The following is a 14703-nucleotide window of genomic DNA, read 5'->3' as shown; positions in this document are numbered from 1 at the left end:
GCGCGTATCCACGACAGTTGAGGCGGAGCCCCCATGGACTTCTTTCCGCATCGCCACCTTCTCGGCATCAAGGGTCTGACGGAGCAGGACATCACCCTCCTGCTCGACCGTGCCGACGAGGCAGTGAAAATCTCCCGCCAGCGGGAGAAGAAGACGTCGACGCTCCGCGGCCTGACGCAGATCAATCTCTTCTTCGAAGCGTCCACCCGCACGCAATCGTCCTTCGAACTGGCCGGCAAGCGGCTCGGGGCGGACGTGATGAACATGTCGGTCGGCAATTCCTCGGTAAAGAAGGGCGAAACCCTGATCGACACCGCGATGACGCTGAATGCCATGCATCCGGACGTGCTGGTGGTGCGCCACTCCTCCGCCGGGGCCGCCGCCCTTCTGGCGCAGAAAGTGTCCTGCGCCGTCATCAATGCCGGCGACGGCCAGCACGAGCATCCCACCCAGGCCCTGCTCGACGCGCTGACCATCCGCCGCGCCCGGGGCAAGCTGTCGCGCATCATCGTCGCCATCTGCGGCGACGTGCTGCATTCGCGCGTCGCCCGCTCGAACATCCTCCTGCTCAACGCCATGGGCGCGCGGGTGCGCGTGGTGGCGCCGGCGACGCTGCTGCCATCAGGCATCGCGGAAATGGGGGCCGAGGTCTATCACTCCATGGAGGAAGGCCTGAAGGACGCCGACGTCGTGATGATGCTGCGCCTGCAGCGCGAGCGGATGTCCGGCGCCTTCGTGCCGTCGGTCCGCGAGTATTTCCACTATTACGGCCTCGATGCCGAAAAGCTGAAGGCGGCGAAGGAGGATGCGCTTGTCATGCATCCCGGCCCGATGAACCGCGGCGTGGAGATCGCCTCCGAAATCGCCGACGGCCCGCAGAGCGTGATCGAACAGCAGGTCGAGATGGGGGTCGCCGTGCGCATGGCCGTCATGCAGACGCTTCTCCTCTCGCAGAACCAGGATGTCCGCGCATGACCCGCACCACCGTCCTGAAGAACCTCCGTATCCTCGACCCCTCCCGCAATCTCGATGAAAACGGCTCCATCGTCATCGAGAACGGCCGGATCGCCGCCATCGGCAGCGGCGCACAGAACCAGGGCGCCCCTGAGGGCGCCGAGATCGTCGACGGCCGCGGCATGATCGCCGCGCCCGGCCTCGTCGATGCCCGGGTCTTCGTCGGCGAGCCGGGTGCGGAACATCGCGAGACCATCGAATCCGCCTCGCGCGCCGCAGCGGCGGGCGGCGTGACCACCTTCATCACCATGCCGGATACCGACCCCGTCATCGACGACATCGCGCTGGTCGAGTTCGTGCTGAAGAACGCCCGCGACAAGGCGATCGTCAACATCCACCCGGCCGCCGCTCTCACCAAGGGCCTCGCCGGCGAGGAGATGACGGAATTCGGCCTGCTCAAGGATGCCGGCGCGGTGGCCTTCACCAATGGCCGCAATTCCATGCACAATGCGCAGGTGCTGCGCCGCGCCATGACCTATGCGCGCGAATTCGGCGCCGTCATCGCGCTTGAAACGCGCGACAAGTATCTCGGTGCCGGCGGCGTCATGAACGAGGGCCTGCTTGCAAGCTGGCTCGGCCTCTCGGGCAGCCCGCGCGAAGCCGAGCTGATTCCGCTCGAACGTGACCTGCGCATCGCCGGCCTCACCCGCGGCAAGTACCACGCCGCGCAGATCTCCGTGCCTGAATCCGCCGAGGCCGTGAAGACCGCCCGCCAGCGCGGGGCCAATGTCACCTGCGGCATTTCGATCAACCACCTGACGCTCAACGAGAACGATATCGGCGAGTACCGCACGTTCTTCAAGCTGTCGCCGCCGCTGCGCGGCGAGGACGATCGCAAGGCCATGGTCGACGCGCTTGCCCGCGGTGACATCGACATCATCGTTTCCTCGCACGATCCGCAGGATGTCGATACCAAGCGGCTTCCCTTCGCCGATGCGGCGGACGGCGCAATCGGGCTCGAAACCATGCTGGCGGCGGCGCTCCGGCTGCACCACAGCGGTGAAGTCCCGCTGATGCGGCTCATCGATGCGCTGTCGACGCGCCCGGCGAAGATCTTCGGCCTCGATGCGGGAACGCTCGCGCCGGGCGCGAAGGCCGATATCGTGCTGATCGACCCGGACGAGCCGTGGCTTGCCACCAAGGAGACCTTCGTCTCGCGCTCGAAGAACACGCCCTTCGAAGATGCCCGCTTTACGGGACGCGCCGTTAGCACCTATGTTGCCGGCGAACGGGTGCATTCGCTGGGCTGAAGGGACGTCGGCCGGCCGGGGTATAGCCCCGGCTACCGGGAATGAAACGGGGGGAACAATCGTGTCCGACATCTTCAGCTGGCCGCTCGGCCCCTTGCCGACCCTTGCCGCGCTGGCCCTCGGCTACCTTCTCGGCTCCATTCCCTTCGGCCTGGTCCTCACCCGCATGGCGGGTCTGGGCGACGTGCGCAAGATCGGTTCGGGCAACATCGGCGCGACGAACGTGCTGCGCACCGGCAACAAGAAGCTCGCCGCCGCGACATTGCTTCTCGACGCGCTGAAGGGCACGGCCGCGGCCGCCATCGCATCGCGCTGGGGCATCGAGGCCGGCATTGCCGCTGGCTTCGCCGCCTTTCTTGGCCACCTCTTTCCCGTCTGGCTCGGTTTCAAGGGCGGCAAGGGTGTCGCGACCTATGTCGGCGTCTTGCTCGGGCTCGTGCCCGTCATGCTTGCGGTCTTCGCGGCCGTGTGGATCGCCTGCGCCTATATCACCCGCTACTCGTCGCTCTCGGCACTGGTTGCAACGGCCGTATCTCCGGTTGTATTGTGGTTTCTGGGATATGAGAAAGTGGCGCTGCTCTTCCTGGTGCTCACCCTCATCACCTGGTGGAAGCACAGTGCCAATATCAGCCGTCTTGTGAGCGGCACGGAAAGCAAGATCGGCAGCAAGGGATAGCCATGGACGACCGCAGCGCAAGGACCACGGGAATTGCGCTGACGGAACGACAGAGGATCGCCTGGCTGCGGCTCATCCGAAGCGACAATGTCGGGCCGGTCACGTTCCGCGACCTGATCAACCACTTCGGCAGCGCCGAGACCGCGCTGGAAATGCTGCCGGAACTTTCACGCCGCGGCGGGGCATCGCGCAGCATCCGCGTCGCCAGCCGGGCGGACGCGGAACGCGAAATGGACATGGCCGAACGCCATGGCGCAGGTTTCGTCGGCATCGGCGAGCCGGACTATCCGCCCCTTTTGCGCCAGATCGACGGCGCACCGCCACTTCTCGCCGTCAAGGGCAATCGCAAGGTCATGACGGCGCCGGCCGTCGGCATCGTCGGCGCGCGCAATGCCTCCATTTCAGGCATGAAGCTCGCGGGCCTCCTGGCGCGGGATATCGGCCGGGCGGGTTATACGATCGTATCCGGTCTTGCCCGCGGCATCGACACCGCCGCCCATCGCGCCAGCATCGAGACCGGCACCATCGCCGCAATGGCGGGGGGCCTCGACAAGCCCTACCCGCCCGAGAATATCGGGCTTCTCGACGAACTCACGGCACGCGACGGCGTCGCCGTCAGCGAGATGCCCTTCGGGTGGGAGCCGCGTGCACGCGATTTCCCCCGCCGCAACCGTCTGATCGCCGGCATGTCGCTTGGCCTCGTCGTGGTGGAGGCGGCGATGCGCTCCGGCTCGCTGATCACCGCGCGCAATGCCGGCGACTTCGGGCGGCTGGTCTTCGCCGTGCCGGGCTCGCCGCTCGACCCCCGCTGCGAGGGAACGAACGGCCTTTTGAAAGATGGTGCGACGATCACCACGACGGCGCGGGACGTGCTGGACGGCTTGCGGCCCCTGTGCGAGCCCGATCTCTTCCAGCCGAACAGCGGGGCCGACGAACCCGACGAGGACATCGCCTCCGCCGAGCGGCTGCCACCGAGCGAAAGCGATCGCGAACGGCTGACGGAAGCCCTCAGTCCCGTCCCGACGGAGATCGACGAGATCATTCGTTACACCGGCATCGCCCCGTCGGCCGTCTATCTTATCCTGCTAGAACTTGACCTTGCGGGCCGTCTGGAACGCCATGTCGATGGGCGCGTCTCGATGACCACGGACTGAGAGCGGCCTCACGCCCGACAGGATGTCTCCGGCTTCGACATAGGCCATCTCGATCAGGTAGCGCAGCATGTCGGCGCCGTCATTGTTCGCGATGATGCGCAATTCACCGAGCATCTGGCGTATATAGGCTACGTTATCCTCCGCAGTGCGCGGCGGCATGCTTGGCGTGGCTTGTTTCGGGTTCATGGCACCCCCGTTGCATCCGTGACGAATCATCACTTCAGGTTGCAATTCCGTACCACCCAAACGATAATACGATTATTTATAATTGCAATAATTTATTAGTCCACTTTTGGTTGTATTGCGTTGTAACCGACTTATTTCAACCCTACCTCTTGACCGAAACGCTTTCCCTGTTCATGTCGAAACACACTTTGCGGCGCAGGACGCCTTCTTTTTTGCCGCGCGCTCAAGCTGCGGCACCTGGTATCAGAGAAATGACGATGAATGTTGTAGTTGTGGAATCGCCTTCCAAGGCCAAGACGATCAACAAGTATCTCGGGCCTGGCTACACCGTGCTCGCCTCCTTCGGCCATGTGCGCGACCTGCCGGCCAAGGACGGCTCCGTGCGTCCGGACGAAGACTTCGAGATGTCCTGGGAAGTCGACACCGCGTCTGCAAAACGCATCAAGGACATTGCCGACGCGATGAAGTCCTCCGATGGCCTCATCCTCGCGACCGACCCGGATCGCGAAGGGGAAGCGATCTCCTGGCACGTGCTCGATGTGCTCAACAAGAAGAAGGCGATCGGCGGCAAGCCGGTGAAGCGCGTGGTTTTCAACGCCATCACCAAATCGGCCGTGCTCGACGCGATGAAGCATCCGCGCGACATCGATATCGCGCTGGTCGACGCCTATCTGGCGCGCCGCGCCCTCGACTATCTCGTCGGTTTCAACCTGTCGCCGGTGCTCTGGCGCAAGCTGCCGGGTGCGCGTTCGGCCGGGCGCGTGCAGTCGGTCGCGCTTCGCCTCGTCTGCGACCGCGAAGCCGAGATCGAGCGCTTCGTCTCGGAAGAGTACTGGAACCTCTCCGCCGTCCTGAAGACACCGCGCGGCGACGAGTTCGAGGCACGTCTCGTCTCTGCGGAGGGCAAGCGCCTGACGCCAAAGGCGATCGGCAATGCCGAGGAGGCCAACCGCCTGAGAGCCCTGCTCGACGGCGCGTCCTATCGCGTGGACAGCGTCGAGGCGAAGCCCACCCGGCGCAACCCCGCCCCGCCCTTCACCACATCGACCCTGCAGCAGGCCGCATCCTCCAAGCTCGGCTTCTCGGCGTCGCGCACCATGCAGGTGGCGCAGAAGCTCTATGAAGGCATCGATATCGGCGGCGAGACGGTCGGTCTCATCACCTATATGCGTACCGACGGTGTGCAGATGGCACCCGAGGCGATCGACGCCGCTCGCCGGGCCGTCGCAAGCCAGTTCGGCGAGCGCTACGTGCCTGAAAAGCCGCGCCTCTACTCCACCAAGGCAAAGAACGCCCAGGAAGCGCACGAGGCCATCCGCCCGACATCGTTCGACCGCACGCCCGATGAAGTGCGCCGCTTCCTCGATGCCGACCAGCTGAAGCTCTACGATCTCGTCTGGAAGCGCGGCATCGCGAGCCAGATGGCCTCTGCCGAGATCGAGCGCACGACGGTCGAGATCGAAGCCGACAACGGCGGCCGCAAGGCCGGCGTGCGCGCCACCGGTTCGGTCATCCGCTTCGACGGCTTCATCGCCGCCTATACGGACCAGAAGGAAGACGGCGAGCAATCGGACGACGGCGACGACGACGGCCGCCTGCCGGAAATCAACGCGCAGGAGAAGCTCGACAAGCAGAAGGTGAATGCAACGCAGCACTTCACCGAACCGCCGCCGCGCTACTCCGAAGCCACGCTCATCAAGAAGATGGAAGAGCTCGGCATCGGCCGTCCCTCCACCTACGCCGCGACACTCGCCACGCTGCGCGACCGCGAATACATCACCATCGACAAGCGCAAGCTGATCCCCGAGGCCAAGGGCCGTCTCGTCACGGCCTTCCTCGAAAGCTTCTTCACGCGCTATGTCGAATACGATTTCACGGCCGATCTCGAAGAGAAACTCGACAAGATCTCGGCCGGCGAACTCGACTGGAAGCAGGTCCTGCGTGATTTCTGGAAGGATTTCTTCGCGCAGATCGAGGAGACCAAGGAGCTGCGCGTCACCAACGTCCTCGATGCGCTGAACGAGGAACTGGCGCCGCTCGTCTTCCCCAAGCGCGAGGACGGCAGCGATCCGCGTATCTGCCAGGTGTGCGGCACCGGCAAGCTGTCGCTGAAGCTCGGCAAGTTCGGCGCCTTCGTCGGCTGCTCGAACTATCCGGAGTGCAACTACACCCGCCAGCTTTCCGCCGATAGCGGTTCCGATGCGGATGCGTCCGTCTCCAACGAGCCGCAAAACCTCGGCAAGGACCCGCATACCGGCGAGGAAATCACCCTGCGCTCCGGTCGGTTCGGGCCTTACGTGCAGCGCGGCGACGGCAAGGAAGCCAAGCGGTCCAGCCTGCCCAAGGGCTGGGCGCCTGCCACCATCGATCATGAAAAGGCGCTGGCCCTGCTCTCCTTGCCGCGCGATATCGGCCAGCATCCGGAAACGGGCAAGATGATCTCGGCCGGGCTTGGCCGCTACGGGCCGTTCCTGCTGCATGATGGCGGCTATGCCAATCTGGAGACCGTCGAGGACGTCTTCTCGATCGGCCTGAACCGCGCCGTAGCAGTGATCGCCGACAAGGCGTCGAAGGGTCCCGGCGGTCGTGGCCGTGGAACACCGGCCGCGCTGAAGACGCTGGGCGACCACCCGGACGGCGGCCCCATCACGGTGCGCGACGGCAAGTACGGCCCCTATGTCAACTGGGGCAAGGTCAATGCGACCCTGCCGAAGGACAAGTCCGCCGACAGCGTCACGCTGGAGGAAGCGCTCGTTCTGATCGCCGACAAGGCCGGCAAGACACCTGCCAAGGGCGGCAAGGCCAAGGCGACGAAGACCACGAAGGCGGCAAAGACCGGCGAGGCCAAGACGGCGAAGCCCAAAGCGAAGGCCGCCGCCAAGCCGAAGGCGGCCCCCAAGGCGAAGAAGGCCTGATCGGATGACCAGAGAACCACGCAGCCGGTCAGGACAATCCAGACGGCCCGGCCGCGCGGGTCGTGATGCGCCGGCGGCAGACGACACGCCGATCATCCATGGCGTCGTGCCGCCGCGCGACGTTCTCCTGCGCTTCATCGCCGATCATCCCGAGCAGGCCTCCAAGCGCGAAATCGCGAAGGCCTTCGGGCTGAAGGGCGAAGCGCGCGTGGAACTAAAGGCGTTGCTGAAATCCTTCGAGGAGGATGGGCTCCTGGAGAAGCGCCGCAAGTCGCTGGTGCGGCCCGGCGCCCTGCCACCGGTCACCGTGCTCGACATCACGACGCGCGACGTGGATGGCGAACTGATCGGCCGCCCCGCCGAATGGCTCGACGATGCGGGCGTGGCGCCCGCGGTGCTGATCCGCCAGTCGGGCGGGCCGCGCAAGGACAAGGCGCCGGTCGCCGGTCTTGGCGACCGGGTTCTTGCCAAGATCTTTCCGGCCAAGGAACGCGGCGGGCCGGCCTATACCGGCCGCGTCATCAAGGTTCTCGACAAGAAGAAGAACTCCGGCATGGGCGTCTTCCGCTCCATGCCCGGCGGCAATGGCCGCATCCTGCCGATCGACCGTCGCGGCGAGGAGATGGACGTCGATGCCGAATTCACGGCCGGCGCCAAGGACGGCGATCTCGTGGAGATCGATGTCGTGCGCATCGGCCGCTTCGGCCTGCCGCGCGCGCAGATCAAGGGCGTGATCGGCTCCGTGGCCTCGGAAAAGGCGATCTCGATGATCGCCATCCATGCCCATGGCATTCCTTATATCTTCCCCGATGCGGTCGTCCGCGAGGCAGAGGCGGCGGGCCCTGCATCCATGTCGCATCGCGAGGATTGGCGCAGCCTTCCCCTCATCACCATCGACCCGGCCGACGCGAAGGACCACGACGACGCCGTGCATGCCGAGCCGGACACGTCGCCCGACAATCCCGGCGGCGTGATCGTCACCGTCGCCATCGCCGACGTCAGCTACTACGTTCGCCCGAAATCCGCACTCGACCGCGAGGCGCTGAAGCGCGGCAACTCGGTCTATTTCCCCGACCGCGTCGTGCCGATGCTGCCGGAGCGCATTTCCAACGATCTCTGCTCGCTGAAGGAAGGCGTCGACCGCCCCGCGCTCGCCGTGCGCATGGTCTTCTCCAAGGAAGGCCGCAAGGCGGGCCACACCTTCCACCGCGTCATGATGAAGAGCGCTGCAAAGCTGTCCTACCAGCAGGCGCAGGCCGCCATCGACGGCGCGCCGGATGACAAGACCGACCCTATCCTCGAGACGATCCTGAAGCCGCTCTGGGAAGCCTACCGCATCATGACGATCGGCAGGAACCGCCGGCAGCCGCTCGAACTCGACATGCCCGAACGCAAGATCCTGCTGAAACCCGACGGCACCGTCGACCGTGTTTTCGTGCCGCCGCGCCTCGATGCGCACAAGCTCATCGAAGAGATGATGATCCAGGCAAACGTCTCGGCGGCCGAAACACTGGAGAAAAAGAAGCAGGTCCTCGTCTACCGCGTGCACGACGCCCCCTCGCTTGCCAAGCAGGAGACGCTGCGCGAATTCCTCCAGACGCTCGACATCTCGCTGGTGAAGGGCGGCAACATGCGCTCCAACCATTTCAACGGCGTGCTGGCCAAGGCGAAGGACACGCCCTTCGAGCAGATGGTCAATCAGATGGTGCTGCGCTCGCAGAGCCAGGCGATCTACAGTCCCGAGAATATCGGCCATTTCGGCCTGAACCTCATGAAATACGCCCACTTCACCTCGCCGATCCGCCGCTATGCGGACCTGATCGTGCATCGCGCGCTGGTGGGCTCGCTCGGCTTGGGCGAAGGCGGCATCACGCCCGACGAAGAGGCGGCACTCGACGATATCGCGGCCGAAATCTCGACCTTCGAGCGCCGCGCCATGGCCGCGGAGCGCGATACGGTCGACCGGCTCATCGCCCACCATCTTGCGGCGCGCCTCGGCGAGGAATTCGACGGCCGCGTTTCCGGCGTCACGAAAGCGGGACTTTTTGTCACCCTGCCCGAATATGGCGCGGATGGTTTCGTACCGATATCCATGCTCGGCCAGGATTACTTCATCTATGACGAGGCTCACCAGGCACTGTCGGGCGAAAAGACCGGGCTCGGCTATCGCCTCGGCGATGAGGTGCGCGTCAAGCTTGCCGAAGCCGTGCCGCTTGCCGGCGCGCTGCGCTTCGACATGGTCAGCGAAGGCCGCAAGATGCCGACGGCGGTCCGTTCGTTCCACAAGTCGGGCCGGCGCAAGGGATCGGCTCCTCGCCGCCAGCCGGGCACACGCCCGCCACGCGGCCGGCGCTAAGCCCAGACAGGACATGCCGGGCGCGGTTTACACAAGCGGCCTCCGGCAGGAAGGACAGGTGACATGCAAGCCAACGAGACCGGCGAGACGACGCAGCATTTCGGGGAGAGCGGACAGCCCGTTCCGAACGACCGGCCCGTGTGGCGTTCCATCCGTCGCGGCATGCTCAACCGCTGCCCGGCCTGCGGCACCGGCCGCCTGTTCCGCGCCTTCGTCAAGCCTGCCGATCACTGCGCGGCCTGCGGCCAGGATTTCACCCCCCAGCGTTCCGACGACCTGCCGCCCTATATCGTGATCACCATCGTCGGCCATATCGTGCTTGGCGGCTACATGGCGACAGACCTGATCCTGCCCCTGAACACATGGCAGCATCTCATGATCTGGGTGCCGATCACCATCATCATGGCGATTGCCCTGCTCCAGCCCGTCAAGGGCGGCACGATCGGCCTGCAATGGGCGCTGAAGATGCACGGTTTCGGCGACAAACCCGCCGATGACGCGGAAGCGCCGGCGCGCGGCGACAGCGTGGCATGACAGCCATCCGGCCCGTCGACGCCGCCTCGATCCTGCTTCTCGACCGGACGGGCACAAACGTTCGCGTCCTCGTGGGGCGGCGCAGCAGCAGGCATGTCTTCATGCCGGATGTCTATGTCTTCCCCGGCGGCCGGCGCGATGCCAACGACCGGCTTTTGCCCATCGCCAGCCCGCTTCATGCGCTCGCCTGCGAGAGGCTGGCGATTCGCGCCGGCGCGCGCTGTTCCGATTCGCGGCTGCGGGCGCTGGCCGTCGCGGCCATCCGCGAACTCTACGAGGAGACGGGAATCAGCGTCGGCACGCCGCTCGCCGATCCCGCAGGCAATGCCCTGCCCTTCCTGCCCGATCTGTCGCGGCTGCGCTTCCTTGCGCGCGCGATCACGCCCGCCGGCATGGTGCGCCGCTACGATACGCGGTTCTTCACGCTTTTCACCGACGAAGCCGGTGTCGATCCTGCCGCGGCGACAGCCAGTCACGAGCTGGAGGACCTGCGTTGGGTCAATATTTCTGATCAGACATGCGTTGAGATGCCCGACATAACCGTCTTGATCCTTGAAGAGCTGCAAAAAAGCCTTCAGGAAGACAAATCTCTGCCGTTTGGAAGAGCCGTGCCCTTGTATCACACGCGGCACGGACGCTTCCTTCGAGACCTGCTTTGAGGACAGACCGCATATGACGCAGCCGCAATCCGGCACATCCGGCCCGGTGGAACACATTCACTGGCGTTCTCTCATTGCAGCCGTCGCCGCGATCTCCGCCGTGGGACTTGCCATCGGGCTCGGGCTTCCGCTGCTGTCGATCATCATGGAGAAGCGCGGGATCTCGCCGACCCTCATCGGCATCAATTCCGCCATGGCGGGCGTCGCTGCGATGGTGGCCGCCCCCTTCACCACGCGTCTCGCGCACGGGCTGGGCACCTCGACGACGATGCTGCTGGCCATCGTGCTGGCGGCCATCAGCGGGCTGGGCTTCTACTATATCGAGAACTTCTGGCTGTGGTTTCCGCTGCGCCTCGTCTTCCACGGCGCGATCACCACCCTGTTCATCCTCTCCGAGTTCTGGATCAACGCCGCAGCACCGCCGCGCCGCCGAGGGCTGGTCCTGGGCATCTATGCGACGGTGCTGTCGCTCGGCTTCGCCGCCGGCCCGCTGCTCTTCTCGCTGCTCGGCAGCCAGGGCGTTCTGCCGTTTGCGGTCGGCGCCATGATCATCCTCCTCGCCGCCGTGCCCATCTTCATCGCACGGCGCGAGAGCCCCATCATCACCGAGAAGCCGGAAGCGCACTTCATGCGCTATGTGCTGCTCGTGCCCACGGCGACGGCGGCGGTCTTCGTATTCGGCGCGGTCGAGGTGGGCGGACTGTCCCTCTTCCCGATCTACGCCACCCGCGCGGGCTTCAGCGAGCCGCAGGCCGCCCTTCTCCTCACCGTCATGGGCATCGGCAACATGGCGTTCCAGATCCCCCTCGGCATGGTTTCCGACCGCATGCGCGACCGCCGGGGCCTGCTGACGATCATGGCCGTCATCGGCCTGATCGGCGCGCTGTCTCTGCCCCTGGTCTCGCAGAACTGGATTCTGATGGCCGTCGTGCTGTTCGTCTGGGGTGGCTGCGTTGCGGGGCTCTATACGGTCGGGCTCAGCCATCTCGGCTCGCGACTCGTCGGCGCGGACCTTGCGGCGGCCAATGCGGCCTTCATCTTCTGTTATGCGGTCGGCACGGTGGTGGGCCCGCAGGCCATCGGCGGGGCCATGGACGTCTCCGGCAATGACGGTTTTGCCTGGGCGATCGTCGCCTTCTTCGGCTTTTACCTCATACTTTCTCTTGGTCGGATGGTTTTCCGGCCGAAACAGGGTTGACTTTTCGGGCGCTATTTGTAGTTTCCGCGCAGATTTAAAGCCGTGGAGCAGACTGGCTGTCCGCGGCTTCGTTTTTCATAAAGGCAGGACGACCATGGCCAAGGCTACCACCATCAAGATCAAGCTGCTGTCGACGGCCGACACCGGTTTCTTCTACGTAACCAAGAAGAACAGCCGTACGATGACGGACAAGATGTCCAAGACGAAGTACGACCCGATCGCCAAGAAGCACGTCGAATTCAAGGAAACCAAGATCAAGTAATCTTGGGAACCTGAGCGGTTCGCAAAGGCGCGGGGCGGAAACGCCCGGCGCCTTTTTCTTTGCCGGAGATTCCGGCACTCCTTGCATAACGCGAATCGAAAACGCCGCCCTCCTTGCGGAGAGCGGCGCGGAATTGGGGGCCGGCCAGGCACGACGACGGCACGAGGATTCCGTAGTTGTCGTAACTGACCGACCGACCCCACGACCCAGGAGATGCGGCGGACCTAGCATCATGGGGTAACCGGTTGTACGGGATCACATCCCGTCCATGAGTTGAACATCGCCCGGAAACGAAAAAAAATCAACGAATTCTTAACGCTCCACCATCCGTACGTTGTCTCATAGTTAATCGCCGTCCGATTTTCTGTCACGAAAACGAGACAGTTTGCGGTGCCGTTGCAACCAAGTGGTGAACAGGACAAAAGCCGAACACATCAGAAGCCGCATGCACGGCCTGATTGCACAATCGACAAGATATTGATAAATTTCGGAAAAACGAAACCACGGCGCTATAGCCAGATTTCACTACAGCGGAACACGCTTCCGCAATTCGTTCCCGGGTCGTGAGCCGGCTTCTTAATTTTTGGCAGCCGGTATAAAAAGTCCATCCGGCCGGCGGCGCCGAGATGGCTGTGGACAAAGGTCGCGGTGCGTTCAGGCCGCCGCGGCCACGACCCGGTTACGGCCGGAACGCTTGGCCTCATAGAGCGCGTTGTCGGCACGTTTCAGCAGCGCATCCGGGGTGTCACCACCGGGCAGCATGGCGGCGATGCCGAGCGATGCCGTCACCGAAAGAGCGACATCCGTGCCCGGGATGCGGAACGGCTCGGACTCGACGATCGCGCGCAGCCGTTCGGCAACGCCGGCCGCCATGTCCGGTGTCGTGTCGGGCATGACGAGCACGAATTCTTCGCCGCCATAGCGGCAGGCGAGATCGGCGCCGCGCACGGCCGAACGGACGCGGCTTGCAAATTCCCTGAGCACGACATCGCCGGCGTCATGGCCATAGGTGTCATTGACGAGCTTGAAGCGATCGATGTCGGTAATGCAGACGGCGAGCGCCCTGCCCCGTGCGGCGGCACGGTCGATCAGAAGCTTGAGATGGTTGTCGAGATAACGACGGTTGTGCAGCCCGGTCAGCCCGTCCGTGACGGCAAGCTCGATCGTCTGGCGCACGCTGGCGCGCAGGCGGTCGTTGCAGCGCTTGCGGCGGATCTGCGTGAGGCTGCGGGCGATCAGCTCGTTGGGATCGATCGGCCGCATGATGTAATCCGTCACGCCCAGATCGAGCGCGCGCACGATCAGGTCGTCATCGCCCTGCTCGGCGATCAGCAGGATCGGCAGGAAGCGCGTGCGCTCGAGCGAACGCAGCTGCGAGCAGAGGCGCAGTGGATCGTAATCCTCGAAATTGGCATTGACGATGACCAGTTCGAAATTGCTCTCCGCCGCCTGGAAGACCGCCGCCTGCGGATCCGACATGCAGGTGACCTCGGCAATCGGCTTCAAGGCGCGTGCGATGCGGTCCTGCGAACTGCCGCGTCCGTCGACGAGCAGGATGTCGCCGGGCTCGTCGCCCAGGCCGGTTTCCAGCCCGTCCTCCAGCGAGATGGCGCGGGCCGTGGCCGCACGCAGCCGCAATTCGTCCGTCAGCATCTTGAGGCGAACGAGGCTCTTGACGCGCGACATGAGCTGCAGGTCGTTGACCGGCTTGGTCAGGAAATCGTCTGCGCCGGCTTTCAGGCCGCGCACGCGGTCGGACGGCTGGTCGAGCGCCGTCACCATGACGACGGGGATATGCGCGGTCCGCGGATTGGCCTTCAGCCGCTCGCAGACCTCAAAACCGTCGATGCCCGGCATCATGATGTCAAGCAGGATCAGATCGACCTGGGTGCGCTCGCAGATCGACAGCGCGTCGTAACCGTTCTCGGCCGTCAGGACATCAAAATACTCAGCAAGAAGCCGCGCTTCGAGCAGCTTCACGTTTGCGGGGATGTCGTCGACGACGAGGATGCGTGCGGTCATTCTGCGGCCCCTCGCTCAGGCGTCGCCGAGATAGGTCTTGATGGTTTCGATGAACTTCGGCACGGAAATGGGCTTGGAGACATAGGCCTCGCAGCCGCCCTGGCGAATGCGCTCCTCGTCACCCTTCATCGCGAATGCGGTAACGGCGATGACGGGAATGACGTGAAGCTCGTCGTCCTCTTTCAGCCATTTGGTGACCTCAAGCCCCGAAACTTCCGGAAGCTGGATGTCCATCAGGATCAGGTCCGGGCGGTGCTTGCGCGCCAGATCAAGGGCTTCCATGCCGTTGCGCGTCTGAATGGTCGTATAACCGGACGCCTCGATAAGGTCCCGGAAGAGCTTCATATTCAGCTCGTTGTCCTCGACAATCATGACCTGTTTGGGCATCGTGCGTCCCTGTTCCTCTGACCGGCCTTGCAACCTTCCGGTAGATAGATAAGTTGCGGCGGAGCCGAATTCAGCCAGCCGGACCGCATT

Annotated in this window: 13 protein-coding genes; 10 read left to right on the top strand and 3 right to left on the bottom strand. The window is 64.4% G+C overall.

All coding sequences use genetic code 11. The features are described from left to right. Positions 1–33: 33 nt before the first annotated feature. From GR158_RS13000 to dprA, 4 genes are all read left to right on the top strand, one after another. Positions 34–975, top strand: a complete 942-nt coding sequence (locus tag GR158_RS13000) for an aspartate carbamoyltransferase catalytic subunit (RefSeq protein ID WP_160871406.1) — start codon at positions 34–36, stop codon at positions 973–975. Continuing rightward, positions 972–2264 carry a dihydroorotase gene (locus tag GR158_RS12995; RefSeq protein ID WP_160871405.1) on the top strand — a complete coding sequence of 431 codons (1293 nt, stop codon included), beginning with the start codon at positions 972–974 and terminating at the stop codon, positions 2262–2264. The genes GR158_RS13000 and GR158_RS12995 overlap by 4 nt, the downstream gene beginning before the upstream one ends. A gap of 70 nt (positions 2265–2334) precedes the next feature. Then, positions 2335–2940, top strand: a complete 606-nt coding sequence (gene plsY / locus GR158_RS12990; protein WP_371731644.1) for a glycerol-3-phosphate 1-O-acyltransferase PlsY — start codon at positions 2335–2337, stop codon at positions 2938–2940. A gap of 2 nt (positions 2941–2942) precedes the next feature. Further along, complete coding sequence (gene dprA, locus GR158_RS12985) at positions 2943–4094, top strand: DNA-processing protein DprA (RefSeq protein WP_134650713.1); 1152 nt, start codon at positions 2943–2945, stop codon at positions 4092–4094. On the opposite strand, the gene GR158_RS12980 is transcribed toward dprA, so the two are convergent. Beyond that, positions 4026–4280, bottom strand: a complete 255-nt coding sequence (locus GR158_RS12980; RefSeq protein ID WP_134650714.1) for a hypothetical protein — start codon at positions 4278–4280, stop codon at positions 4026–4028. The two genes, dprA and GR158_RS12980, sit on opposite strands and share 69 nt — an antisense overlap. Positions 4281–4537: 257 nt before the next feature. Between GR158_RS12980 and topA the strand changes: the two genes are divergently transcribed. The 6 genes from topA (at position 4538) to rpmG (ending at position 12204) form a co-directional block, all read left to right on the top strand. After that, positions 4538–7195, top strand: coding sequence for a type I DNA topoisomerase (gene topA, locus GR158_RS12975; RefSeq protein ID WP_160871403.1), 2658 nt, complete (start codon positions 4538–4540; stop codon positions 7193–7195). 4 nt (positions 7196–7199) lie between these two features. After that, positions 7200–9551: a ribonuclease R gene (gene rnr / locus GR158_RS12970; RefSeq protein ID WP_160871402.1), complete on the top strand. Its 2352-nt coding sequence runs from the start codon at positions 7200–7202 to the stop codon at positions 9549–9551. A 63-nt stretch (positions 9552–9614) separates the two neighbouring features. After that, on the top strand, positions 9615–10085 hold the full coding sequence (locus GR158_RS12965; RefSeq protein WP_160871401.1) for a DUF983 domain-containing protein: 471 nt from the start codon (positions 9615–9617) through the stop codon (positions 10083–10085). Further along, positions 10082–10744, top strand: coding sequence for an NUDIX hydrolase (locus GR158_RS12960; RefSeq protein ID WP_202402266.1), 663 nt, complete (start codon positions 10082–10084; stop codon positions 10742–10744). Before GR158_RS12965 ends, GR158_RS12960 begins: the two co-directional genes overlap by 4 nt. A 13-nt stretch (positions 10745–10757) precedes the next feature. Next, positions 10758–11942, top strand: a complete 1185-nt coding sequence (locus tag GR158_RS12955) for an MFS transporter (protein WP_134650719.1) — start codon at positions 10758–10760, stop codon at positions 11940–11942. A gap of 94 nt (positions 11943–12036) precedes the next feature. Beyond that, a complete protein-coding gene (gene rpmG / locus GR158_RS12950) occupies positions 12037–12204 on the top strand; it encodes a 50S ribosomal protein L33 (protein ID WP_134650720.1) in 168 nt (55 codons plus the stop codon). A 654-nt stretch (positions 12205–12858) separates the two neighbouring features. On the opposite strand, the gene GR158_RS12945 is transcribed toward rpmG, so the two are convergent. Both GR158_RS12945 and GR158_RS12940 read right to left on the bottom strand, forming a co-directional pair. Next, entirely contained in the window at positions 12859–14226 is a 1368-nt protein-coding gene (locus tag GR158_RS12945; protein ID WP_134650721.1) for a PleD family two-component system response regulator, read from the bottom strand. A gap of 15 nt (positions 14227–14241) precedes the next feature. Continuing rightward, positions 14242–14613, bottom strand: coding sequence for a response regulator (locus tag GR158_RS12940; RefSeq protein ID WP_003547430.1), 372 nt, complete (start codon positions 14611–14613; stop codon positions 14242–14244). Between the last annotated feature and the right edge of the window lie 90 nt (positions 14614–14703).

The organism is Shinella sp. AETb1-6 (genome assembly GCF_009826875.1).
Classification (GTDB): Bacteria; Pseudomonadota; Alphaproteobacteria; order Rhizobiales; family Rhizobiaceae; genus Shinella; species Shinella sumterensis.
The sequence above is the reverse complement of the archived record's forward strand: the minus strand, read 5'-3'. Positions and strand labels throughout refer to the sequence as shown.